Source organism: Vibrio sp. 10N.247.311.49 (assembly GCF_041467655.1).
Classification (GTDB): Bacteria; Pseudomonadota; Gammaproteobacteria; order Enterobacterales; family Vibrionaceae; genus Vibrio; species Vibrio crassostreae_C.
The window spans coordinates 24192-49257 of sequence record NZ_JBFSVA010000019.1 but is presented as its reverse complement, the minus strand read 5'-3'; the positions used below and the strand labels follow the sequence as shown (position 1 = coordinate 49257).

General features: G+C 45.6%; 26 protein-coding genes and 1 other RNA gene. 17 read left to right on the top strand and 10 right to left on the bottom strand.

Annotated features, from left to right (window positions below):
* Positions 1-64 precede the first annotated feature (64 nt).
* A complete protein-coding gene (locus AB6E54_RS16965; RefSeq protein ID WP_017059059.1) occupies positions 65-778 on the top strand; it encodes an oxidative stress defense protein in 714 nt (237 codons plus the stop codon).
* Positions 779-890: 112 nt separating this feature from the next.
* Here AB6E54_RS16965 and serA read toward each other — a convergent pair whose 3' ends face one another.
* The 5 genes from serA to zapA form a co-directional block, all read right to left on the bottom strand.
* Positions 891-2120, bottom strand: a complete 1230-nt coding sequence (gene serA / locus AB6E54_RS16960; RefSeq protein ID WP_017059058.1) for a phosphoglycerate dehydrogenase — start codon at positions 2118-2120, stop codon at positions 891-893.
* Positions 2121-2381: 261 nt separating this feature from the next.
* The gene (gene rpiA / locus AB6E54_RS16955; protein WP_017059057.1) at positions 2382-3038 is read right to left on the bottom strand and encodes a ribose-5-phosphate isomerase RpiA; all 657 of its coding nucleotides are present in this window, start codon (positions 3036-3038) and stop codon (positions 2382-2384) included.
* Between the two features lie 124 nt (positions 3039-3162).
* Positions 3163-3762 (bottom strand): 5-formyltetrahydrofolate cyclo-ligase, encoded by a 600-nt coding sequence (locus tag AB6E54_RS16950; RefSeq protein WP_065584112.1) that lies wholly within the window; start codon positions 3760-3762, stop codon positions 3163-3165.
* A 6-nt stretch (positions 3763-3768) separates the two neighbouring features.
* A non-coding RNA gene (ssrS, locus tag AB6E54_RS16945) (6S RNA) lies at positions 3769-3952 on the bottom strand.
* An 11-nt stretch (positions 3953-3963) separates the two neighbouring features.
* Complete coding sequence (gene zapA / locus AB6E54_RS16940) at positions 3964-4272, bottom strand: cell division protein ZapA (protein WP_004735366.1); 309 nt, start codon at positions 4270-4272, stop codon at positions 3964-3966.
* Between the two features lie 308 nt (positions 4273-4580).
* Between zapA and AB6E54_RS16935 the strand changes: the two genes are divergently transcribed.
* Genes AB6E54_RS16935 through AB6E54_RS16925 form a run of 3 tightly spaced genes read left to right on the top strand, consistent with a single transcriptional unit; the run spans position 4581 to position 7594 of the window.
* Positions 4581-5156: a YecA family protein gene (locus AB6E54_RS16935; RefSeq protein ID WP_017059055.1), complete on the top strand. Its 576-nt coding sequence runs from the start codon at positions 4581-4583 to the stop codon at positions 5154-5156.
* 24 nt (positions 5157-5180) lie between these two features.
* Positions 5181-6359 carry a 2-octaprenyl-6-methoxyphenyl hydroxylase gene (gene ubiH / locus AB6E54_RS16930; RefSeq protein WP_017059054.1) on the top strand — a complete coding sequence of 393 codons (1179 nt, stop codon included), beginning with the start codon at positions 5181-5183 and terminating at the stop codon, positions 6357-6359.
* Positions 6360-6370: 11 nt separating this feature from the next.
* Entirely contained in the window at positions 6371-7594 is a 1224-nt protein-coding gene (locus AB6E54_RS16925; protein ID WP_017063203.1) for an FAD-dependent 2-octaprenylphenol hydroxylase, read from the top strand.
* A 111-nt stretch (positions 7595-7705) separates the two neighbouring features.
* Here AB6E54_RS16925 and AB6E54_RS16920 read toward each other — a convergent pair whose 3' ends face one another.
* The 3 genes from AB6E54_RS16920 to ygfZ all read right to left on the bottom strand — a co-directional run bounded on the left by AB6E54_RS16920 (position 7706) and on the right by ygfZ (position 9907).
* Positions 7706-7912, bottom strand: coding sequence for a DUF1107 domain-containing protein (locus tag AB6E54_RS16920; RefSeq protein WP_009847660.1), 207 nt, complete (start codon positions 7910-7912; stop codon positions 7706-7708).
* 557 nt (positions 7913-8469) lie between these two features.
* Positions 8470-8931, bottom strand: a complete 462-nt coding sequence (locus AB6E54_RS16915; RefSeq protein WP_029235114.1) for an aminoacyl-tRNA deacylase — start codon at positions 8929-8931, stop codon at positions 8470-8472.
* 4 nt (positions 8932-8935) lie between these two features.
* A complete protein-coding gene (ygfZ, locus tag AB6E54_RS16910; protein ID WP_017070455.1) occupies positions 8936-9907 on the bottom strand; it encodes a tRNA-modifying protein YgfZ in 972 nt (323 codons plus the stop codon).
* A gap of 167 nt (positions 9908-10074) precedes the next feature.
* On the opposite strand from ygfZ, the gene AB6E54_RS16905 reads away from it, so the two are divergent.
* Positions 10075-10335, top strand: a complete 261-nt coding sequence (locus AB6E54_RS16905; protein ID WP_004735374.1) for a succinate dehydrogenase assembly factor 2 — start codon at positions 10075-10077, stop codon at positions 10333-10335.
* Positions 10283-10702 carry a protein YgfX gene (locus AB6E54_RS16900; protein WP_346763705.1) on the top strand — a complete coding sequence of 140 codons (420 nt, stop codon included), beginning with the start codon at positions 10283-10285 and terminating at the stop codon, positions 10700-10702. The genes AB6E54_RS16905 and AB6E54_RS16900 overlap by 53 nt, the downstream gene beginning before the upstream one ends.
* A gap of 135 nt (positions 10703-10837) precedes the next feature.
* Here the strand turns inward: AB6E54_RS16900 and nadB are convergent, their stop codons facing one another.
* On the bottom strand, positions 10838-12454 hold the full coding sequence (gene nadB, locus AB6E54_RS16895) for an L-aspartate oxidase (RefSeq protein ID WP_017059049.1): 1617 nt from the start codon (positions 12452-12454) through the stop codon (positions 10838-10840).
* A 389-nt stretch (positions 12455-12843) separates the two neighbouring features.
* Here nadB and rpoE point away from each other — a divergent pair, with 389 nt between their 5' ends.
* The 11 genes from rpoE (at position 12844) to acpS (ending at position 22106) form a co-directional block, all read left to right on the top strand.
* Positions 12844-13422, top strand: a complete 579-nt coding sequence (gene rpoE, locus AB6E54_RS16890) for an RNA polymerase sigma factor RpoE (RefSeq protein WP_008223963.1) — start codon at positions 12844-12846, stop codon at positions 13420-13422.
* Between the two features lie 26 nt (positions 13423-13448).
* Positions 13449-14072 (top strand): sigma-E factor negative regulatory protein, encoded by a 624-nt coding sequence (locus AB6E54_RS16885; RefSeq protein ID WP_102427893.1) that lies wholly within the window; start codon positions 13449-13451, stop codon positions 14070-14072.
* Entirely contained in the window at positions 14069-15031 is a 963-nt protein-coding gene (gene rseB / locus AB6E54_RS16880; protein WP_017059047.1) for a sigma-E factor regulatory protein RseB, read from the top strand. The genes AB6E54_RS16885 and rseB overlap by 4 nt, the downstream gene beginning before the upstream one ends.
* A complete protein-coding gene (locus AB6E54_RS16875; RefSeq protein WP_372106480.1) occupies positions 15028-15498 on the top strand; it encodes a SoxR reducing system RseC family protein in 471 nt (156 codons plus the stop codon). The genes rseB and AB6E54_RS16875 overlap by 4 nt, the downstream gene beginning before the upstream one ends.
* Before the next feature lie 137 nt (positions 15499-15635).
* Positions 15636-17429: a translation elongation factor 4 gene (gene lepA / locus AB6E54_RS16870; RefSeq protein ID WP_017059045.1), complete on the top strand. Its 1794-nt coding sequence runs from the start codon at positions 15636-15638 to the stop codon at positions 17427-17429.
* Between the two features lie 97 nt (positions 17430-17526).
* Entirely contained in the window at positions 17527-18423 is an 897-nt protein-coding gene (gene lepB / locus AB6E54_RS16865; protein WP_016792824.1) for a signal peptidase I, read from the top strand.
* A 26-nt stretch (positions 18424-18449) separates the two neighbouring features.
* Positions 18450-19127, top strand: a complete 678-nt coding sequence (gene rnc, locus AB6E54_RS16860; RefSeq protein WP_017066012.1) for a ribonuclease III — start codon at positions 18450-18452, stop codon at positions 19125-19127.
* Positions 19120-20091 (top strand): GTPase Era, encoded by a 972-nt coding sequence (era, locus tag AB6E54_RS16855; protein ID WP_017059042.1) that lies wholly within the window; start codon positions 19120-19122, stop codon positions 20089-20091. The genes rnc and era overlap by 8 nt, the downstream gene beginning before the upstream one ends.
* Before the next feature lie 102 nt (positions 20092-20193).
* Positions 20194-20922 carry a DNA repair protein RecO gene (gene recO / locus AB6E54_RS16850; RefSeq protein ID WP_372106478.1) on the top strand — a complete coding sequence of 243 codons (729 nt, stop codon included), beginning with the start codon at positions 20194-20196 and terminating at the stop codon, positions 20920-20922.
* Positions 20919-21656 (top strand): pyridoxine 5'-phosphate synthase, encoded by a 738-nt coding sequence (gene pdxJ / locus AB6E54_RS16845; protein ID WP_017059040.1) that lies wholly within the window; start codon positions 20919-20921, stop codon positions 21654-21656. Before recO ends, pdxJ begins: the two co-directional genes overlap by 4 nt.
* 69 nt (positions 21657-21725) lie before the next feature.
* The gene (acpS, locus tag AB6E54_RS16840) at positions 21726-22106 is read left to right on the top strand and encodes a holo-ACP synthase (protein WP_017059039.1); all 381 of its coding nucleotides are present in this window, start codon (positions 21726-21728) and stop codon (positions 22104-22106) included.
* 125 nt (positions 22107-22231) lie between these two features.
* On the opposite strand, the gene barA is transcribed toward acpS, so the two are convergent.
* On the bottom strand, positions 22232-25045 hold the full coding sequence (gene barA, locus AB6E54_RS16835) for a two-component sensor histidine kinase BarA (protein ID WP_017067822.1): 2814 nt from the start codon (positions 25043-25045) through the stop codon (positions 22232-22234).
* Positions 25046-25066: the final 21 nt, after the last annotated feature.

Here is a 25066-nt window from a genome sequence, read left to right as displayed (position 1 = left end):
GGATTGGCTAAACGATAAATTGCTCTATGATGAAAGGACATTTGTTTAGCATAGGTCATACCTAATGAAGCTTGTACCAAAGATGTTAGCAACGTCTCTTACTCTTACTGCGGCGTTGAGTGCTGTGAGTTTTCCATCATTGGCTGACTCTCCATCCTTTCCTCATATTTCAACGACAGGCTATGGTGAAGTGATCGCTACACCTGATATGGCGACATTCTCTGTGAGAGTCGTGGAATCGACGATGACTGCTGAACAGGCTAAAAATACCGTTGATAAAGTCGTGACAGGCTTTCTAAACAAGCTACATCAAGCTGGTGTTGATGAGGCGAGTGTACACAGCTCTAACCTGTATTTATCTCCTCAATATCATTACCCGAAAGATGGCAAACCGGAACTGGTTGGCTACCGCGCCTCACGTAATGTGACCGTTCAAGTGACTGAGCTAGCTAATCTTAATGAGTACATGGATATTGCGATTGGAGAAGGCATTAATCAGATCGACAACATCCAACTGCAAGTTCGCGACCAAGCTAAGTATCAAGAGCAAGCGCGCTTAGAAGCCATTAAAGATGCGACATCAAAAGCTAAATCATTGGCGAGTGGTTTTGAGCGCGAGTTAGGTGATGTATGGCGCGTGGATTACAACGCCCAATCTTCTCAGCCAGTACTCATGCGTTCAATGGCGATGGATGCAAGAACAGAATCGAACTCTTATGAAGACTCAACGATCACCATTCGTGATCGCGTGAATGTGATCTACCAGATCGAAGAGTAATGACAGTGCTATAGAAGGTTTTGGATCATGACGACCTAATTACCTACGATAGGCCAAATGCTAAAAAGGCTCTCATGATGAGAGCCTTTTTTATGCATTTTGAGTGCGATGATTAGTGAAGAAGACGAGCACGGATTGTGCCTTCGATCTCTTTCAGTTTAAGCAGTGCTTCTTCAGAGCGATCGGCTTCTACATCGATAACGACATAACCCATATCAGCCGCAGTCTGTAGGTATTGACCCGCGATGTTGATCCCTTCCTCAGCGAAGATGGTGTTGATCTGAGTTAGGATGCCTGGGCGGTTTTCGTGAATGTGTAATAAACGAGACGTTCCAGTATGCAGTGGTAGTGATACCTCAGGGAAGTTAACACTTGATAGCGTAGAGCCGTTATCAGAGTATTTCGCTAGCTTACCAGCAACTTCAACACCAATGTTCTCTTGTGCTTCTTGAGTTGAACCACCCACGTGAGGCGTTAGGATCACGTTATCGAACTGCATTAATGGAGACTCAAACGGGTCTGCATTGGTTTTTGGTTCTGTTGGGAAAACATCAATAGCCGCACCTGCAAGGTGTCCAGACTCCAGAGCGCCACACAGAGCAGGAATATCGACTACCGTGCCACGAGCTGCGTTGATAAAGATAGAACCAGGCTTCATGCGCTCGAACTCTTCTTTACCCATCATGTCTTTTGTTTCGTTGGTTTCAGGTACATGCAAAGAGATTACGTCACACTTGTTCAGTAATTCCGTCATGGTATGAACTTGCGTTGCGTTACCCAGAGACAGTTTGTTTTCAATGTCGTAGAAGTAAACACGCATGCCAAGGTTTTCAGCAATAATACCCAGTTGAGTACCGATGTGACCGTAGCCAATAATACCTAAACGCTTACCACGGGCTTCGTAAGAGTTGTCGGCACTCTTTTTCCAGATGCCACGGTGTGCAAGCGCGTTCTTTTCTGGAATGCCACGTAGTAGCAATAGAACCTGACCAAGAACGAGCTCAGCAACGCTTCGAGTGTTTGAGAACGGTGCGTTGAACACAGGGATACCGCGTTTTGCTGCTGCTTGAAGGTTGACTTGGTTAGTACCAATACAGAAACAACCGACGGCAACCAGCTTTTCAGCTGCATCAATAACTTCTTGGGAGATATTAGTGCGAGAACGAATACCAATGAAATGAGCATCTTTTACTGCTTCAAGAAGTTCATCTTCCGGTAGCGAGCCTTTGTGGTACTCAATGTTTGTGTAACCAGCGGCTTGCAGTACTTCTACAGAAGAAGGGTGAAGACCTTCTAGAAGTAGAATTTTAATTTTTTCTTTTTCCAGTGAAACTTTGGCCATTGTTCTCGTCCTTAAAATGGAAAGGTTGGGCAAATGCGGCGCACGTGCTACAAAATGGCTGAAAGGGGAACAAATTCACCACTTTGTTAGGAGACAAACGTTTTCTCTGTGCGTCTTCTGAACAATAAAGTAACAAAAAAAAAATGTTTTGGGTAAGAAAATTACGGAATAAGACATAATTTTACAGCAATAAAGCAAAAAAAACGGCGCCCTAGGACACCGTATGTAATGAAGTAACAGAAAAACTCAATCTTCTATTATTTATTCTTCGATTTTTGCACCTTCAGGCGTGCCGGTGATAACCACATCAGCACCACGGTGAGCGAACAGACCAACCGTCACCACACCAGCTATACCATTGATGATATCTTCTAGTTGTTTCGGGTTTTCGATCGCCATGCCGTACACATCTAGGATCACGTTGCCGTTATCGGTTGTGCAGCCTTCGCGGTAAACTGGGTCACCACCAAGCTTAACCAACTCACGTGCCACGTATGAACGTGCCATTGGGATTACTTCAACAGGCAGTGGGAATTTACCCAACACATCAACTGCTTTAGTACCGTCAACAATACACACAAACTTATCAGAGATAGCCGCTACGATTTTTTCACGAGTCAAAGCAGCGCCGCCGCCTTTGATCATATCGCGAGTTGGGTTGATTTCATCTGCGCCATCAACATAGATGTCTAGCTTAGCGACATCGTTACACTCATACACTTTGATCTCTAGCTCTTCTAGTCGCTGCGTTGAAGCAACAGAGCTTGAAACCGCACCTTTGATTTTGTCTTTCATTGTGCCTAGTGCGTCGATGAAGTGATTTACTGTAGAGCCAGTACCTACACCTACAATGCTGCCTTCTTCAACATATTGAAGTGCTGCCCAGCCAGCTGCTTTTTTCATTTCATCTTGAGTCATGCCATTCTCCTGAATAAGGTCTTGCGCTTTGAATTGATCGTTTGCGTAATGATGAAGTTAACGTTTAGATATTGAGTTAACGTTTCTATATCGAGGTTAACGTTTGCGGCGCGATTATAGCGCTTTAATGGTTGCTTTCCCATTGCCAAGTTTTACTCGGAGTCACGATTTTAGGTAACGGAATGTCCCATTCTTCAATCGGTAGCGTATCAACATGTTGGCAATCATGAGCCAAACCAATAGGAGCTGCACCTTCGCCCGTCTCGAACCACTTTGCCAAGGTGCGATCGTAATATCCGCCGCCCATACCTAAACGATGGCCATGGGAGTCAAAGCCGACAAGGGGCGTAAGAATAAGGTCGAGTTGCTGACAAGGTTTAACCAGCATTTGATTGAGCTGAGGTTCGACAATACCGTACTTATTCAAGACCGTCGGTGTGGTTGGCGAGTAGTGTAAAAACAGCAGGTGCCCAGCAGAGAAGGGGTGCAATACTGGTAAATAAGTTTGCTTACCTTGCGCCCATAACCATTCGATTAAAGGCTGAGTATCGAGTTCGCCATCGATAGAGATATAGAGGGCAATATGCTGAGCAGACTGAATTTCATCAAGCTGCATGCACTGCTTAACTAAGTCGATACCGGATTGAGTTTGTTGGTCGCCAGATAAGGCATTGCGTTTGATACGGATCTGTTTGCGAAATTCGCTGCGTGTGAGCGTCTTCATAAGAAGGGATACCCCAAAGTGCCGTTGAGAATAGATGGCCCTTGAACCAGCGAGTTCAAGGCGGATCAGCAATGATTACCGTAGGCTTCTCGGTCGGGCCGAGCATGCTCAATAGCACTCAAGTACTAACCCTTAGGGATTGCTTATCGGCTCGGGGACGTGAATCCTCTGACAAACACTCCAGGGTAAATTTTGTGTACGCTATTGCTGTCCGTGCTTAACTTTACTGAGGACATCTGAAAGTGATGTCGTGAGCTGTTCCATTCGCTCGGTCAGTGCGTTTTGTTCATCATTTGCTTCAAACTTCTTGGTTTGTAATTCGTAGCAAATATTCAGAGCTGCGATAGTCAGCAGCTTCACTTCATTGGTTACCTTAGTACGTTCAGCCATCTCTTTCAATCGATTATCAAGATCGGCCGCCGCTGCAATCAATGACTCTTCTTGCCCTGGTGGACAATTCACTCGAGTCAGTTTTCCTAATATTTCAACGTCTACCGCTTGATTACTCATGATGGATGAACTCTTTAACGCGCTATTTTAAGGCTGTTGCCCTTCGCCATTTTTTGAGAAAGAAAAAGTGCAAGTACCGATGAGGAAGCAATCTCCTCTGAGGGAGAAACTATAGGTAAACCGCTATTAAGATTCAAGCTTTTCAGAGTGACTGTTTGTAAATGAGAGCTTGAGCACACAGTAATTCAGCAAATTGAACAATTGGTAGTCAGTCATCCTTCAATTGCTGGGGATCGATGCTTACCAGAATTGGGGTGAAGTGGTACGATTATACTATCGATATAAAGAATAACTGAGCGAGCTATCTGATGAGCGAAACTACTTTACCTGACTACCTAACGGTTGCGACTGAACTTCAATCGGCAAGTCTAGCCGTAACCCCTGCTGAGATGCACGGTTTATTAACGGGTATGTTAAGCGGAGGCTTAAGCCTTGCAGATAAAAGCTGGCAACCACTGATCTTCGATTACACCAATGAAGGCATGGGTTGGCCAGATCGCGCATTAACGCTAGCGGAAGCGACACTGAAAGTAACGACCAGTGAAATCACAGGTTCGGGTATGGAATTGTCTATGTTGCTGCCTGACGAAGACGCAAGCGCAAGCCTATTTGACTTGGCTGATGGTGTGTCTGATTGGATTAACCATTTCATTACTGGTCTAGGCTTGGTTGGCGCTCAATTGAACAAAGCGTCTGACAGTACAAAAGAAGCATTAGCTGATCTAGAAGAGATGGCTAAGCTAGGCATTGACGAAGAAGATGATCTGGAAGAGCAAGCGCAGCTTCTAGAGCACGTTATTGAGCACGTAAAAGCGTGTGCACTAACGATTCATGCTGAATTTGGTGCTCGCCCATCTGAAGATGCGGCGCCTACCATTCATTAATTCGTTGGCCGGTTTGAGGTTATGATGGCTCAGTATGATGTTGTAATTGCTGGTGGCGCAATGGCAGGGGCAACCTTAGCCCTTGCTTTGAATCACCTAAGCCAAGGTTCACTGTCGATTGCGGTAGTGGAGCCTTATCAGGTTGATCATCAAGCTCACCCTGGGTTTGATTCTCGTTCGATTGCTTTGTCCTATGGCACAGTGCAGATCCTGGATTCTTTGCGCTTATGGCAATCTATCGCTCCGGTCGCGACCCCGATTAAAGATATCCATGTTTCGGATCGCGGGCATGCCGGAATGACAGACATCTACAGTGAAGAGCTTGCTGTAGATGCGCTTGGCTACGTGGTCGAGTTAGCAGATGTGGGTCGAATCTATCAGCAGAAACTTGAATCAGAAGCGGCAATTACCATGCTTTGTCCTGAGTCTGTTAGTAAAGTTGAACGTGAAGAAGCGTTGACGACGATTGAACTGACAAGTGGGCAAACAGTAACCACTAAGTTACTGGTTGCTGCTGACGGTGCAATCTCAACCTGTTGCCAACAGCTCAATATCTCATTGAGTGAGCATGACTTTGAGCAAGTCGCTGTGATTGCCAATATTGTGGCGAGTGAACCTCACCAAGGTCGCGCATTTGAGCGTTTTACCCATCATGGGCCAGTTGCTCTATTACCGATGAGTGACAACCGTTTATCGCTGGTTTGGTGTTTAACACCAGAGCAAGCACAAAAAGTGATGACGCTAAACGACAATGAATTTCTTGAGCAATTGCAGAATGACTTTGGCTGGCGACTTGGCCGATTAGAGAAGGTCGGCAAGCGCGCGAGTTACCCTCTGATTCTTCGTCACCGACAGCAAAATATCTCTCATCGATTTGCCATTGTTGGTAATGCTGCTCAAACGCTTCACCCAATTGCGGGGCAAGGCTTTAACCTAGGTATCCGAGATGTGGCTTCCTTGGCAGAAGAGTTGTGTACCCAGTTAGATGATGTAGGTCGTTACCGTGGTCTTGTTAACTTTAGAAAGCGTAGAGAACAAGACCGAGACGCAACGATCACGTTGACTTCAAGCCTAGTTCACCTGTTCTCAAACGATTATATGACCGCTCGCATTGGGCGTAATCTTGGGTTAGCCGTAATAGATAACCTTCCACCACTTAAAGGTCCACTTTTGCGTCATACGCTTGGCCTAGTAGAAAGATAAGGTAATAAATAATGATGCAAAGTGTTGATATCGCGATTGTTGGTGGTGGCATGGTTGGCCTAGCGCTTGCTGCTGCCCTAAAAGACAGTGACCTAAGAATCGCTGTCATTGAAGGCAGAGCGCCTAGTGAAGGGCTGAGTGAGCTGCCTGATGTGCGTGTATCCGCGCTGAGTCGTTCTAGTGAAGTGATTCTTCGTAACCTAGGTGCATGGCAAGGTATCGAACAAAGACGCGCTGCACCGTATCAAGCGATGGAAGTGTGGGAACAAGACAGTTTCGCTCGTATTGAGTTTGACTCGACACGCTTGGCTCAGCCTAATCTTGGTCATATCGTTGAAAACCGTGTGATTCAATTAGCGCTGCTTGATCAGGTTAAGAAACAAGACAACGTCAGCCTGTATATGCCCGCAACGTGTAAAACGATGGCGATTGGTGAAAGTGAAGCTTGGTTAACATTGGACAATGGTCAAGCACTGACAGCTAAGTTAGTTGTTGGAGCAGACGGCGCAAACTCTTGGGTTCGTAAGCAGCAAGATATCCCATTAACACATTGGGATTACGGACACAGTGCGATTGTCGCGAACATCAAAACCACAGAGCCGCACCACAGCGTTGCTCGTCAAATCTTCACGCCTCAAGGCCCATTGGCATTCCTACCAATGCAACCAAGCAACATGAGCTCGATTGTTTGGTCTACGGAACCAAATCGTGCCGAGAACCTCGTATCAATGTCGGATGCTGAATTCAACAAGCAGTTAACAGCTGAGTTCGATGCAAAGCTGGGCTTATGTGAAGTGGTTGGTGACCGTTTTGCCTTCCCACTGCGCATGCGTTATGCGCGTGACTTTGCGGTAGAGCGTGTGGCTTTGGTTGGTGATGCTGCTCATACCATTCACCCATTAGCAGGGCAGGGCGTGAACCTTGGCCTATTAGACGCAGCAAGCCTAGCGCAAGAGCTGTTAAAGCTATGGTCTGCGGGTGAAGACATTGGCACCAAGCGTAATCTTCGCGGCTACGAGCGCTGGAGAAAAGCAGAGGCGGCGAAAATGATTGCTTCAATGCAGGGCTTTAAAGATCTGTTTGAAGGCGATAACCCAGCTAAGAAGCTGATTCGTGGCATTGGTATGAAGCTTGCGGGCCAATTACCGGGTGCGAAAGATGAGATCATGAAGCGCGCACTGGGTTTGTCTGGCAATCTTCCTGACTTAGCTAAGCGTCCAGTGACTCATCGATAATGACATAGTGTTCTGGTGGTATATCGAATCATCATTGATACGAAAATTGGTACGAAAAAAGGGTTGGCATAATGCCAACCCTTTTTGTTTTTAATTCTGTAGATAATCAGGTCATGCGTACGCGCAGCGCAGTTTCATGATTTCACTATTTATTTCTTTCACTGTTTGAAAGTGACGTTTTTCTGCTCGGTCTGGTAGCACTAGCTTACCGTTATCAAACTCAAATTTTCCTACGCCGTAAATGTAGATTCGTCCTTTGAAAAGTCGACTTACATGTTTAGCAATCATACTCGGTGTATAGCGCTTAAACAGTCTCATTCTTAATTATCCTTATATTTACCTAGCCTGCATATTATAGAAAAACTCCGAGATAATAATTGTGATAAGCATGGAGTTATATGCAGTAGCGTTGACGTTAATTAGATATTTGTGCTGTTCTAAGCACTTTCTTCAGTAAATATCTATTTTTACGTGAGCTCCTCCCCAAAATAATACTGAGTAGTGAACTGCCGTGAACTTTTCTGTTCAGTATTAAGCAGTGATAATGTTACAAGTATAAGAATAGGCGGGATTTTTTTGTTTGTGTAATCAAATTGTAAATTTCGGACAAAAAAAAGCCCGTCTAAAACGGGCGAATAGTCACAGATGCATTACACAAAAGTGGATACTGATGTTACTCAGTGGATTCACTTGCACTGATTTGCTTAATAGCTAGTCAGTAAATTTACAATAACGCAAATTTAACTTTGTGACTACTTATGCTTTTATTTTGAGTAACTATTTATTAATGGTGTGTTCTTCTTATGACGAGGTTCACACTAAAAATGTACTCAATGAAATATTAAAATGAAGTTTGCGAAGCATGATCTAAACGATCATCGACTGATGTCCGCGACGGTCGGTGCACATAGCGCCATAAGATCATTGAGATCCAGCGCAACGCCAGCCATTCGGTCGCCGGAGCTAATGGTTACGGTCGAGTTGTTTTGAATGGAAGGATCAAAAATGATCGGCATGTGTCTCTTGAGAGCGAGCGGACCAACACAACCCACTTTAAAACCGGTGATCGCTTCAACATCAGCGAGCGACACGCAGGTCATTCGACGGCAATTCAGTACCGAGCGTACTTTCTTGGGGTCGACAGAGCGATCGCCAGCAGTACAGGCTAACGCATACTGGTTGCCCATATCCTTGAGCAGGATGCACTTCACCATTTGAGAGGCGTCGATGCCTCGCTCTTGTGCAGTTTCTTCAATGCTGGTGGTTGGCTTGCTTTGCATCAGCAGGCGATAATTCACCTGCTGTTGATCCAGCCATTGTGTAATCTGCGTTTCCACGTGGTTACTCGTCGTCAAGGCTGTACGGCAGTGGCAGGATATTCCATGTTTGATCAGGCTGCGCGGTCAGTCGCAGCTGAACATCGTCATCAAGGTTGTTTGGCAGTACCATCAAACCAATCGCTCGGTTATCAGCAAATTGATAGACGTTTAATAGTCGGCCTGCGCCACGCCAGTTCTCACCCACGCTACGCTCTAGTTCAATTGGGTTCTCTAGAGACAATACCTCTGCTGTCGTTCCTGAAACAATGCGCATCTCACGCTTGTTCATGCCACGGTACTTAGCACGAGCAACCGTTTCTTGACCTGTGTAACAGCCTTTTGAAAAGCTGATACCGCCAATCGCTTGCAGGTTAAGCGCTTGAGGGATGTGCTCGTTTTGCTCTGCTTTCGATAGGTTAGGCTGAGCATCAAGAATTTCATGATATTGCCAAAGTGTTTCTGATACTTTCTCCGCAGCGCTGTTTGATACCAAGGCTTCAGCGGCTTCTTCTGTCACAAGTAGAGCCCAGCGGTTATCTGCAACTTGAACCGCTGTACCACCAGAGATAGCACGCACATTACCTTGGCTTTCTGAAATAGAATCAATGTATTGATTAGCTGACGAACCCATCACACCGATAACAACGTCAGACGTTTGCTCGATATCGACCTTAGAGAACACCGCGTACTTCTTGATTTCAACGAGCTCGACTTCAATCGCTGATTTAGGTTGCATGAGTGCGTAGCCACCGTTGTGGTGGAACAAACGAAAGATACTCCATACCTTTCCTTTTGCATCACAGTGCGCGCCTAATGTGGATTCATCATTAGGAAGAGTGACGACATCGCACGTTACTTGACCCTGTAGGTACGACTTTTTGTCATCGCCTATCATGGTAATTGCACTCCAGTCTGATACGTGTGTCATCATCAGTTCTGGAAGCGATTCATTTTGCGTATGAGCGAGTGGCTGAAATATGTTTTTCCAATCCATTTTATCTTTCCTAAGAATTTTATTTGGCTCTATGTTAATCCGGTTCTGTTTCTTTGTCAGCCTAGGTTTTTTTGTGAGCTTAGATAGGGACTGTGACTCACATAGTAGTTGCAGGGCGTATGACTTGTTACACTCCGAGAAAGAAAAATTATAGGTGAGGATAGCCAATGTACACTGCAGAGCAGAAAGCACGAATTAAATGGGGTTGCCGTCGCGGCATGTTAGAACTTGATGTAGTCATCATGCCATTTTTCGAAGAGTGTTTTGATTCATTGCAAGAGCAGGAACAGCGCGAGTTTGTTTCTCTATTAGAGTGTGATGATCCAGATTTGTTTACTTGGGTAATGGGCCACGGACGCAGTGAAAACCTAGGCCATGCATCAATGGTTGATAAAATTGTCGCACACAACCTCAGCAAGGTTCGTTAAGCTTCAGCTTAACCCTTCGTATTCCGCATTATTTGCAAAAGGCACTATTTTTGGGTGCCTTTTGTTTTTCATCGTCCTGTCTTCTATTCCACTTGCCGCCAGCCTTTATTGCTTAGCTTTAATGATCCGCTTGTTCAGAAACAATCATGTGATTCTAAATAGTGTCTATGGGTGTTTTGATTACAGAGAGGATGGTGATATTCGACTCAATGACCGAACTTACCGACTCAAGTCCGTTGATAAGATCTGGGCGCAGTTCTTCGTTAAATTGCAGTTTGAATGTGGGCACTCGGTACTGCTTTGGCGGGACAGCTGTTGCGAGCGAGAATATCGCCATTTTCTGGCGAACTTACAACGAGCGCGCTAGAGAAGCCAAACTATTCGATGAAAGAAAGTATTAGATAAAAGAAAGCGTTAGACAAAAGAAAAGGGAGCACTCGGCTCCCTTTCGTTTAATCATTTTCCGCTGACGGCTAATTCGCTAAGCACGTTTAACCAATTATTATGATTGGCGTTTCTCTGGCGTCAGAATCGTTGGGCCACTGTCTTCTGCAAGTTCAGGGTAATCCAACGTGTAGTGGAGGCCGCGGCTCTCTTTACGTTGCATTGCACAACGAACCATTAGCTCTGCCACTTGTAGCAAGTTACGCAGTTCTAATAGGTTATTCGAAACCTTGAAGTAGCTGTAGTACTCATGAGTTTCTTGTTGCAGCATCTGAATGCGACGCAATGCTCGCTCTAGTCGTTTATCCGTTCGAACAATGCCCATGTAATCCCACATGAATAGGCGCAGTTCGTGCCAGTTGTGTTGAATGATAACTTCTTCATCACTGTTGGTGACCTGGCTTTCATCCCATGCTGGCAGTTCAGCGCACAGTTGAGATTGGTCGATGTTCTCAACGATATCTTTTGCTGCTGCCCATGCGTAAACCACACACTCAAGCAGTGAGTTAGAAGCCATTCGGTTTGCACCGTGTAAGCCGGTGTAGCTCACTTCGCCAATCGCATACAAGTTCGTTAGGTCGGTTTGACCCTGCTTATTCACCATGACACCACCACACGTGTAGTGAGCGGCTGGTACGATAGGGATCGGCTCTTTGGTCATGTCGATGCCCAAGTCCATCAAGCGAGTATGGATCATCGGGAAGTGCGCTGTGATGAATTCTTCAGGCTTGTGGCTGATATCAACATACATACAGTCGGCACCTAAGCGCTTCATTTCGAAGTCAATTGCACGAGCAACCACATCACGTGGCGCCAGTTCACCGCGCTCATCGAAGTCCTTCATAAAGCGAGAACCATCTGGACGACGCAAGTAAGCACCTTCACCACGCAGTGCTTCCGTTAGTAGGAAGTTACGCGCTTCTGGGTGGAATAAACAAGTTGGGTGGAACTGGTTGAACTCAAGGTTTGCCACACGACAACCCGCACGCCAAGCGATAGCAATACCATCACCTGAAGAAACATCTGGGTTAGAGGTGTATTGGTAAACCTTTGAAGCGCCGCCTGTTGCTAATACAACAAACTTAGCGCGCACGGTTTCAACATGTTCTTGGTTACGGTTCCAAATGTAGGCACCGATCACCTTGTCTTTTGAACCACCAATCTTATCTTCCGTGATCAAATCCAGCGCATTGTGGCGCTCGAAGATCTCGATATTTGGGTGGTTGTTGACGTTATCTTGTAGTGAGGTTTGCATCGCCATGCCAGTTGCATCGGCAGCGTGCAGAATTCTGCGGTGACTGTGGCCACCCTCACGAGTGAGGTGATATTTTGGTTGGCCTTCTGTGCTGTTCTCATCTTTATCAAATGGAACACCACCATCAATCAGCCATTGCACACACTCTTTCGCATTTTCAGCAATGAATTGAACTGTATCTTCTTCGCATAACCCAGCCCCAGCGATTTGAGTATCCTCTACATGAGACTCAATACTGTCCGACTCATCGAACACCGCGGCGATACCACCTTGTGCGTAATACGTCGATCCTTCGCTGCGTGGTCCTTTGCTTAATACAATTACTTTTGCATGTTCTGCTACGCGTAAGGCTAATGACAAGCCTGCCGCACCACTTCCTACCACTAATACATCACACTGATGTTCACGGTTTGCGTTCATAAAACTTATTAAATCCCGGGCTATAGTCGAGTTGTCCACTCTCAATTGACTTTGTCTTGTTTTAGGAGTTTGGCTAAGACTGTTATAATCTCTCCAGAGTCATCCTTAAACGCTATGCAAAATCAATATATAGACAGCTATCTAGAAATATTTAATTGCTCAATACCATTGCTTTTGCTCAAGTTTCCCCAAATTGATAGGGATAGCTATTTTTATTACATCACATTGTGAAACAATAATGGCAAATAATTTTAAGAAAGTTGGAACTTTCGGTATTTGGCTTAGTCACAATAGTGCTCTTGTAGACGGTGGTGTCAATACTACATTTCGCATAATTAGTACCCATATCTGTGAAGGTGAGGGTTATAACAATAGGAGTACCCGCTCGAATGAACGAGCAGCTAACCGATCAAGTGTTGATTGAGCGAGTTCAGAGTGGAGATAAGCAGGCATTTAACTTACTAGTGGTTAAGTATCAAAACAAAGTTTGTAATCTTATCTCTCGATACGTGAATAATTCCGGTGATGTACCTGATGTAGCACAAGAAGCTTTTATTAAAGCTTACCGCGCGATACCTAACTTTCGTGGCGAGAGTGCCTTCTATACATGGTTATACCGAATTGCCGTGAACACCGCTAAAAATCATATCGTTGCCCAAAGCCGTAGGCCGCCAGCAACCGATGTAGATGCAGAAGATGCAGAATATTACGAAACAGGCAGCGCGTTAAAAGAAATATCGAACCCTGAGAACTTAACGCTGTCTAAAGAATTGAAACAAGTTGTTTTTGGAGCGATTGAAGCGCTACCAGAAGACTTAAAAACTGCAATGACGTTGCGAGAGCTCGAAGGTTTGAGCTACGAAGAGATTGCAGAAGTAATGGATTGCCCTGTAGGAACCGTACGTTCGCGTATTTTCCGAGCTCGTGAAGCGGTGGAAAAGAAAATCAAACCTCTTTTGCAACGCTAGAACTTGTAATAATTATGGTGAAAATAATGGCTGATAAAGAAAAGCTTTCGGCACTCATGGATGGTGAAACGATCGATAAAGCTCTCATTGTAGATCTAGAATCTGATCAAGAAAGCATGGATACTTGGCAGAGTTACCATTTAATTGGTGATGTTATGCGTGGGGATTCGCCAGAAACTCCAGAGTGGAACATTGCTAATAGTGTAGCGGCAGCGCTTGAGAACGAGCCTGCACATGGTTCAATGTCGAACCTGCACCAAGTGAATGTTGAACCTACTGTTGCTCCAATTGAAGAGCAACCTAAACCTCAGCAAGCGAAGCGTCAGCTTCCGGCGTGGTTACAACAGTTTGGACAAGTTGCCGTGGCAGCGTGTGTTTCATTAGCCGTTGTATTAGGTGTTCAACAATATGGTGGTAGCGACCCTGCAGCACCAGAGCAGTTGCCTGTACTCCAGACGATTCCATTTGCCGGTTCTGCGGAACCAGTAAGTTTAACGCGTGACTCTGTTGAGAAACCAACATCTGAAGCTAACTTGCAAGAGCAGCGCAAACGCGTTCATGCATTGTTAGAAGATTATGAGCTGCAGCTAAGATTAAACAGTGATGCATCGCCAATGCAAGATGCACATCTAGAATCGGACATTGAATGAAGAAAATCCTGGTCAGTGCACTGACACTGTTCAGCTTGATGTCTCCAACAGCCTTTGCAGAGGAAACCACTGCAAAGGCCTTGTTGCATCAAATGAACGAGGCCAGTCAGCATCTAAATTACGAACTCTCCTACATTTTGATAAAGAAGAGCAGTATTGAGCCTCTTGTTTATCGCCATGCGGTTAACGACGACCAACAACTTGCACACCTTGTTTATCTAAGCGGCCCTGTTCGTGAAGTCATTCGACGTGGCAACGAAGTTAGCTACATCGAGCCGGGTACAGAGCCATTTACGATTCAGTCAGGCAGCATGGTTGCGCCTGTTATTCCGATGATTAATCGAGATATCGAATCTCTGAATCAGTACTACGACTTTGTGAAAGTTGGTCGCTCTCGTGAAGCAGGTAGCACCACTCAAGTGCTGCGTGTCGTGCCGAAAGATGGCCTTCGCTACTCTTACGTGGTTTGGGTAGACGAAAAAACGAATCTTCCTTTGCGTGCCGACCTTTTGGATCGTGATGGCGAAGTGCTTGAACAGTACCGCACTATCTCTTACGTGGTGAACGATAAGATTGCTGAGGCTATGGGTGGCTTGAGCCAAGCTCAATTGCCGAAAGTTTTATCATTACCGGAAGGCTTAGTGAGTGAAACTAACTGGCAAGCGTCGTGGATTCCTGAAGGGTTTAAATCAAAAGAGCTTAGCCGCTATCAAATGGCTGCGACCGATAAAATGGTTGAAAGTCAGCTTTTCAGTGATGGACTGTTTAACTTTTCGGTTTATATCGCGGAAAAAGATGAGCATTCATTGAAAGGGCAGCTGGTGCGTCAAGGGCGTAGAACCTTGCACAGCTTAGTGATTGGCGATAAAGAGATCTCTGTGGTTGGTGACATTCCGCCGGCAACTGCAAAACGTATTGCTCAGTCAGTTACATTTAATAAATCGGTACAAGCGCAATGATGACCGCGCTGGCGACCGTTAGCTCGGTTGAACAAAAAGGTGAGCAATACTTTGTTCAATTGAGCTGCGAACAACAAACCAGTTGTAGCAGCTGTTCTTCTCAAAAAAACTGCGGTACGGGTATTGTGACCAAGGCTGTTGGCAATAAATCTTTGTTTTGGCAGCTTAAAACCAAAAGCTTAGTCAAAGCTGGACAAATCGTAGAAATTGGCTTTCCAGAAAAAAGCCTACTTCAGTCGGCGGCGATTGTTTATCTCATCCCACTTTTCATGTTGATGATTGGTGCTGGTTTTGGGCAACTCTTGTTACAACCCTTACTCCAGGGGGGCGAGGGCATTGTTATCTTAAGTGCAGCACTGTTTACTGCTGGTGGGATTGCCTTAGCGAAGCGGTTAGCCAAACCCATGGAAGACAAATCCAAGCAAGAAGTCGTCTTGATTCGAATCCTAGGTGAGTCTCTCGTCTAATTTATGATGCTTCTTGCCCTTAAATTGGGTAGAATCTGCCAACTTGATTGAAATGCCGCCACCAATGCTGACTGTAGATTGGACGCGTCGCGGCTTTCTTATTATCCCTATTCAAAGAGTTTAGTCACACCAAGCCTATGAAGCACATTCGTAATTTTTCGATTATCGCCCACATCGACCACGGTAAGTCGACCCTTTCTGACCGCTTAATCCAAGTTTGTGGAGGATTAAGTGAACGTGAGATGGCAGCTCAAGTCCTCGATTCTATGGATATAGAACGCGAGCGTGGTATTACAATTAAAGCGCAGAGTGTGACTTTAGATTACAAAGCTAAAGATGGTGAAACTTACCAACTTAACTTTATCGACACTCCTGGACACGTAGACTTCTCTTACGAAGTATCTCGTTCTCTAGCGGCTTGTGAAGGCGCACTACTTGTAGTGGATGCTGGCCAAGGTGTTGAAGCACAAACTCTAGCAAACTGTTACACAGCAATCGAAATGGAACTGGAAGTAGTGCCAATCTTGAACAAGATTGACCTACCAGCTGCTGAACCAGAACGTGTTGCTGAAGAAATCGAAGAGATCGTTGGCATCGATGCGATGGAAGCGACTCGCTGTTCTGCGAAAACAGGTTTGGGTGTTGATGATGTTCTAGAAAACATCGTGACGGCAATCCCGCCACCGGAAGGTGATCCTGAAGCGCCTCTACAAGCGTTGATCATTGACTCTTGGTTCGATAACTACCTTGGCGTAGTTTCTTTGGTTCGTATCAAAAACGGTAAGCTGAAGAAGAACGATAAGATCAAAGTAATGTCGACAGACCAAGTATGGGGTGTTGACCGTCTAGGTATCTTCACGCCTAAGCAAATCGATACTACAGAGCTAAATACTGGCGAAGTAGGTTGGGTTGTTTGTGGTATTAAAGACATCCTAGGTGCACCGGTTGGTGATACGTTGACGCTTGCAAAAGGCGGCAGCACTGAACGTCTACCTGGTTTCCAAAAAGTGAAGCCTCAGGTATACGCTGGTCTATTCCCTGTATCATCTGATGACTACGAAAACTTCCGTGACGCGTTAGGCAAATTAAGCCTGAACGATGCATCACTGTTCTTTGAACCAGAAAGTTCAGCAGCACTTGGTTTTGGTTTCCGTTGTGGCTTCTTAGGAATGCTTCACATGGAGATCATCCAAGAGCGTCTAGAGCGTGAATACGACCTAGACCTAATTACGACTGCACCAACAGTAGTATATGAAGTTGTAAAAACAGATAAAACGGTTCTGTACGTTGATAGCCCGGCTAAACTGCCAGCAGTTAATGACCTAGAAGAAATTCGCGAACCAATTGCACGCTGTAATATTCTGGTACCTTCTGATTACCTAGGTAACGTAATTACACTGTGTGTTGAGAAGCGTGGCGTACAAGTCGACATGGTTTACCACGGTAACCAAGTTGCTGTGACGTATGATCTTCCTATGGCAGAAGTCGTTCTAGACTTCTTCGACCGTCTGAAGTCAACGTCTCGCGGTTACGCATCATTGGATTACAACTTCCAACGCTACGAGCCATCAAACATGGTACGTGTCGACGTATTGCTGAATGGCGAAACCGTTGATGCATTAGCGATCATTACGCATAAAGATATTGCCCAGTCTCGTGGTCGTCTACTGGTAGAGAAGATGAAAGAATTCATCCCTCGTCAGATGTTCGATATCGCGATTCAAGCAGCGATTGGTAACCACATCATTGCTCGTTCTACAGTGAAACAACTGCGTAAGAACGTAATCGCAAAATGTTATGGTGGTGATATCAGTCGTAAGAAGAAACTTCTTAAGAAACAAAAAGAAGGTAAGAAGCGTATGAAGCAGATCGGTAACGTTGAACTGCCTCAAGAAGCTTTCCTTGCAATCCTTCATGTTGGAAAAGACTAACTTTATCCAGCATTAAACGAATAATTTAGAGTGAAAGAGTAGCTCGCTACTCTTTCACTTTCGTTATTTTTAAAGAAATGAAATTTAAGGGATATCAATGGCTAACACATTTTCGCTTATCTTAGTGATCGTAACTCTAGTAACCGGCATTGTATGGGCGTTGGAAAAGTTTGTGTGGGCGAAGAAGCGCCAGCAAAAGCTTGCTGACGTTGAAGCACAATCGAATGGCCTAGACGCTGAAATCAGCGCAAAAGTTACGGCTCAGCCTTGGTGGGTTGAGAACAGTGTGTCCATTTTCCCGGTAATTGCATTTGTTTTGATCTTGCGTTCATTCATCTATGAACCGTTTCAAATCCCTTCTGGCTCGATGATGCCAACCCTTTTGGTTGGTGATTTCATCTTGGTAGAGAAGTACGCGTACGGTCTGAAAGACCCAGTATGGCGAACTCAATTGGTAGAAACAGGCAAACCAGAACGCGGTGACTCAATCGTATTTAAGTATCCACCTCAGCCGAACATTGACTACATTAAGCGTGTTGTCGGTATGCCAGGTGATACGATTCGCTACAGCAGTCGTAAAGAGATCTGTATTCAGGCGAAGGGTACAAGTAGCTGTGAACCAGTGAAACTAAGTAACGTTGAAGAAAGTCAATTTATTCAAGATGGTGTGCCTCTGATTCAGCTGAACGAACAGCTTGGAGACGTAGAGCACCAGATTTTAGTTAACCCATTACGTCGTGATCGTGTGCAAGCATATCAGCCTCGCAATGGAGTTAATGAATGGGTCGTTCCAGAAGGCCAGTACTTTGTGATGGGTGATAACCGTGACAACAGTGCCGATAGCCGTTACTGGGGCTTTGTCCCTGAAGCAAACCTTGTTGGTAAGGCTGTTGCTATTTGGATCAGCTTCGAATTCGAACGCGGTTCAGACAGTATACTTCCAACATGGATTCCTACTGGTGTGCGTTTTAATCGCATCGGTGGGATTCATTAATCGATCACATAACACATCGAGAGAGCATGAATTCTCCAATTGATAAACTAGAGAGAAAGATTGGCTATCAGTTTAATGATGCCGATCTTATCCACTTGGCGCTGACTCACCGCAGCGCCGCAGGTAAACATAACGAACGTCTTGAGTTTCTGGGCGATTCAATTTTAAGTTTTGTTATCGCTGATGATCTTTACCACCGTTTTCCTAAGGTAAACGAAGGTGATATGAGCCGCATGCGCGCAACATTAGTACGTGGTCATACATTGGCAGAACTAGGTCGTGAATTCGAACTAGGAGATTACTTAAAATTAGGTCCAGGTGAGTTGAAGAGTGGCGGTTTCCGTCGTGATTCTATTCTAGCGGATGCGGTTGAAGCGGTCATCGGCGCTGTCTATTTAGATAGTGATACCGAGACGGTTCGCGGCATTATTTTAAGCTGGTACCAATCTCGCCTAGATGCTATTCAGCCTGGAGTATCTCAAAAAGATCCGAAAACTCGCCTACAAGAGTTTTTGCAAGGTCGAAGAAATCCTCTACCTGTCTACACAGTGACTAATATTAAAGGTGAAGCACACAACCAAGAGTTTACGGTTGAGTGTGAAGTGGCAGGTGTGGATAAACCTGTTATCGGTAAAGGCACTAGCCGCCGCAAGGCAGAACAAGCGGCTGCTGAAACAGCATTAGAGCAACTAAGCAATGTCTGATAACAACCAAGATTTCGATATCGATGCATTCTTTTCATCTGATAGCAAAAAAACAGGCCTACCGGAAAACCAACACTGTGGCTTCATCGCTATTGTCGGTCGCCCAAATGTAGGTAAGTCGACGCTTCTGAACCATATTCTGGGTCAGAAGATTTCTATTACATCACGTAAACCACAGACGACACGTCACCGTATTATGGGCGTTGAAACTGAGGGTGATTACCAAGCGATCTTTGTTGATACTCCTGGACTTCATATTGAAGAAAAGCGTGCCATCAACCGCTTGATGAACCGTGCGGCGAACAGCTCATTGAGTGATGTAAACCTAGTATTCTTCCTTGTCGATGGTACTCACTGGACTGACGACGATGAGATGGTTCTGAACAAACTGAAGAAGACTGACTTCCCAGTTGTACTTTGCATCAACAAAGTAGATAACGTTCAAGACCGTACTAACGTGATGCAGCACATGATGGAAGTCTCTAAGAAGATGGATTTCATTGATGTAGTGCCAATCTCAGCGAAGCAAGGTAAAAATATTGATGTACTGCGTAAGCACGTACGTGAACATTTACCTAAAGCGACACACCACTTCCCTGAAGAATACGTGACTGATCGCTCGCAACGTTTTATGGCCTCTGAAATTATCCGTGAAAAGCTGATGCGCTTTACGGGTGACGAGCTACCTTACTCGGTAACGGTTGAAATCGAACGTTTCGATTACAACCCAGATAACGATGGCTTCCACATCAATGCACTGATTCTTGTTGAGCGTACAGGCCAGAAGAAAATGGTGATTGGTAAAGCGGGCGAGAAGATCAAAACGATTGGTCGTGAAGCGCGTATCGATATGGAAGAGCTATTCGGCCGTAAGGTTTACCTAGAGACTTGGGTCAAGGTTAAATCTGGCTGGGCTGATGATGAGCGTGCACTTCGCTCGTTAGGCTACATCGACGATCTATAATATATTGAACGTCACTTTCTGAGATTAAGAAAGTTGAACTGAAGATAAATCCAAGAGAGAGTGCGAACTCTCTCTTTTTGTATCTGTAATAAGGGTAAGTGATTGAGCGAAGGGTTACAGCGATGCTTTGTGTTGCACCGTCGACCATACAGTGAGTCGAGCCTGATCTTGGACGTCTTCAGCGAAGAGTTCGGTCGGGTGACGTTGATGTCTAAAGGCGCTCGCAGCAAGCGTTCCAATTTGAAAGGTGCATTACAACCTTTTACGCCGCTATTGCTTAAGTGGTCTGGTAATGGTTCGATGAAAACCTTACGCCAAGCTGAACCCATCAGCTTGGGGCTCCCTCTCGCCGGTATTAATCTGTATTCAGGCATGTACGTGAACGAGCTTATCGGTCGGGTATTGATGGCGGAAGTACCGATGCCTGCACTTTTTCACGACTATCTTCATGCTTTAACAGAGCTGGCGCATAATGATAATCCTGAGCCAGCACTGCGTCGCTTTGAGCTGGCTCTATTATCTACTATGGGTTACGGCGTCGACTTTTTACACTGCGCGGGCACTGGCGAAGCGATTGATCCGAGCATGACTTATCGCTATCGAGAGCAGAAAGGTTTCATCGCTTCAGTACGTCGAGATAACCTGACTTTTATGGGCGATGAACTTATTGCAATCAGCGAACGTAGGTTTATCACTAAAGAGCAGTTAAAAGCGGCAAAACGCTTTACACGCATAGCCTTAAAGCCGTATCTTGGCGGCAAACCATTAAAAAGTAGAGAGCTATTTATGCCAACAATAGCCCTCTCCAGAGCACGGAGTATTGGAAAATGAGCTCAATCCTTTTAGGCGTTAATATCGACCATATTGCAACACTACGTAATGCACGTGGTACTAAATACCCAGATCCAGTACACGCAGCTGAAATCGCTGAACGTGCTGGTGCAGATGGCATTACTATTCACCTGCGTGAAGACCGTCGTCACATCGTTGATCGCGATGTGCGTATTCTGGCTGAAACACTTCAAACTCGCATGAACTTGGAGATGGCCGTAACGGACGAGATGGTTCAAATTGCACTCGATACTAATCCTGAGTTTGTTTGTCTGGTTCCTGAAAAACGTGAAGAGCTAACCACTGAAGGTGGCTTGGACGTAGTTGGTCAACTAGAGAAGATCAAAGCGGCGACACAAAAACTGTCTGCAGCAGGTATCAAGGTATCTCTGTTTATCGATGCTGACCGTGAGCAAATCGATGCTGCAAAAGCGTGTGGCGCACCGTTCATTGAACTGCACACGGGTCACTATGCTGATGCTAAGACAGAAGAAGATCAACAAGACGAGCTTAAGAAGATCGCAGCAGGCGCAAGCTATGCAGATGACTTAGGTATCACAGTCAATGCGGGTCATGGTCTGACTTACCACAACGTAGCACCGATTGCGGCACTTCCAGAGATCTACGAGCTGAACATCGGTCACTCGATCATGGGACGTGCAGTGTTTGATGGCTTAAACAAAGCCGTTGCAGACATGAAAGCAATCATGGAAACAGCACGTAACAACGCTTAGTTCGGCAAGTCGTCGGCACTAAGCGATGTACAGTTAATCATTAGACAGAAGTTAAGTAGTAGAGGAAACATGGCAGTTGTTGGATTAGGTACAGATATCGCAGAAATCGAACGTGTCGAGAAGGCGCTGTCGCGAAGTGGCGACGCTTTTGCTCAGCGTATTTTGACGGATTCTGAGTTTGAAGTATTCCAACAGTTGAAGCAAAAAGGCCGTTACCTTGCAAAACGTTTTGCTGCTAAAGAAGCTGCATCTAAGGCGTTAGGTACGGGGATTGCGCTGGGTGTTACCTTCCACGACTTTGAGATTTCAAACGATGAGCATGGTAAGCCAGTATTGAGCTTACACAAGAAAGCGCGTGAAATCGCAGAGGCGAATGGCACAACATCGATTCATCTGACTATCTCGGATGAGCGTCACTACGCTGTGGCAACGGTGTTACTCGAATCGTAAACAGATTATCGCGACTTTATATCTAGTGCTCTTGGCTCTAGACAGAAAAAAGCAGAGCTCATGAGCTCTGCTTTTTTATTGGCGGGTAAACCCTCTAAAGAATACTAGTGAGTAACAAGTACCCGCTAGGCCTTCGCCTGTTTCAAGTAGTGAATCGCGGTTGCTTGAACCTTATCTAATTCATCCTGAAGCTCGAAAAGCTCAGGTTCAATGTCTTCAACAGAAGTACCTGAACGCAGCTCTTTCTCTATTGTCGCACATACCGATTTTAGCCTTGGTACGCCGCTGTACGAGCTGCTGCCATGCATCTTGTGAATGATGTGTATCAGCTCTTCAACTGGATAGTCACTGTCTTCTATCGCTTTGTCTGCTGCCTCATACACCTCTGGAATAAAGTCGACGAGCATTTGCAGCATATCGCGTGCGAGGTCTTCTTTATTGGCGGCTTGTTTCATCGCAGCTTGCCAATCAATGATGATGTTTGTGTGCACGCTGGCTTCAGTTTCTGACACCGGACCGTTGTCGACTTCAGCAGAGACCGCTGGGTGGTCTGGATCTATTTTTTCGATGTGCTCAACCTCAGAGGTCGAGCTCCAATGAATCAGAACCTGCTGTAAAACATGCTCTTCAATAGGTTTGGTTAGGTAGTCATCCATGCCCGCTTCAAGCAGTCGATCTCGTTCGCCAATCATTGCATGTGCGGTCACGGCAATTACAGGTGTATTCGCATTGTTCGCCAGTTTTTTGATGTTCTGACAAGCGGTTACACCGTCCATCTGTGGCATTTGAATATCCATGAAGATGATATCAAATGGCGTCTCTGTCGCTTTGTCTATCGCCTGCTGACCACTGGTACAACTGATGACGGTTTCTACACGCTCTTTAAGCAGCGCGGTAATCAACTTAAGGTTGGCTGGGTTGTCGTCTACTGCCATCACAGTAAGCGGTAACTTCTCTTCAGAATGCGTTTCAATCGCTGGTGCAATCAAGGTAGGTGCCTGATTCGATACCAGAGTTTGCAGCAACTTCTTACGAGAAAGAGGCTTGGTGATGCACTGAACATCGACCTCTTTCATTAGTTGCTCACCCAACGCTAGCTCGGTACTTGGTGTACCAATAATCACGTTTTGAGCAATCTTCTTCGCACCGATCGCCCAACCACTCACAGTATCAAATTGATACTCTTGGTTGGCGGCTAGGTTAAGCAGAACGTAGTCATACGAGGTCGTCTCATCTGGCATCACCGAACGATACGTTACCACTAAGCCTTCTTGGGTTAGGATTTGCTGAGTAATCGATGCCGCTTGCATGTTTGGCTCGATAAGCAGCAGTTGTTTGTCTTGCAGACACTGCGTCTCAATCAGCTCTGTCATCGGCATATCAGTCGTTGATAGTCTCAAGGTGAACCAGAAGGTAGAGCCTTGGTGAAGACGACTGGTTAGGCTGATCTCTCCGCCCATTTGGCTGACCAGTTTTTGGGTGATAACCAGACCTAAGCCTGTACCGCCGTAACGACGAGAGATACTTGCATCGGCTTGGCTGAAAGCTTGGAAAAGCTGAGCTTGTTGACGCTCAGAAATACCAATACCCGTATCGCGAACCATGAATTGCAGCTCGATGTTGTCTTCACTTTGTGAGCGAAGCTCAACGCTGATATCAATGTTGCCGCGTTCGGTAAACTTGATTGAGTTACCAACAAGGTTGGTTAGGATCTGCTGAATACGCAGTGGATCGCCCACCACACCTGGCGGTACTTTAGGGTCGATCTTCAGTGTCAGTTCTAGGCCTTTCTCATGAGCGTTGGTTGCTTGAAGGTTTACTACCTCTTCAAGGCTGGCTTGGAATTCAAATGGGATGTTCTCTAGGGCTAATTTACCGGCTTCAAGTTTCGAGAAGTCCAAGATATCGTTGATGATGCTAAGCAGGTTGTTTGCCGAGCGTTCAATGGTTTGTAGGTAATCGGTTTGACTGTTCGATAGGTGAGTCTTGAGCATTTGACGAGTAAAGCCAATCACACCGTTCAGCGGCGTTCTCAATTCGTGAGACATATTCGCTAAGAACTCAGACTTAACACGAGCCGCTTCTTGAGCGCGTTTCTTCGCGATGTCTAACTCAACGTTTTGAATCTCTAGCTGTTCAAGAGTTTCACGCAAATCTGATGTGGCCTGGTCGATACTGTGCTGCATCTCGACGTGATACTCTGATAGCGATACCGCCATCGCATTGATACCGTTTTTCAGCGAGTCTAGCTCACCATGCATCTTACCTTCGATACGCACATCTAGGTGACCTCGACGAATTCGGTCGACCATGTTTTTCATGTGTGTGATCGGTTGAGTGACATCGTGCATTAAGCGGAACGCAAACACGCCCGATAAACCAAGCCCGAGAATCAACACTAAGAATGCAGAGAACACTTCTTGATATTGCTGCAATCGAAGTGATGAAAGATCTAATTCAATCGCAATGTAGCCGATCGCTTGATTAGCTTGAGACTGACCGTTGGCTGAATTGATGTACTGGCCTTCGGCGATGATAGGTGTCCGCAGAATCAGCGTATTATCGAGAAGGTTCGATGAGCTTAAATGCGGGATCGGTTTATCTTTGGGGTAGGTCAGGCTTTCAAAATCGGGGTGGAAGTTTGAGGTTACAAACAACTCATGACGCTCATCAAACACCGCGATACTGCGCACTAGCTTAGAATTCTTTCGATGCGCATAGCTAATAAGCTGACGAACAGACTCTCGACTTTCGAGCTTCATGCCTGATTCACTCGCAATCGCAAGTGGCTCAATGATGCTAGTACCAGTGTTAACCACTTGACCTTCAAGGTCTTGATAGCGGTTAAATGAGAAAAATGCACTCAATAGCAACCCAATAATCAGGGTTGGAGCTAGAGTTAAGGTAATTACACGGGCTCTTAAGCCATATCTGGTCATGTTCTTTAATTACATCGAGGT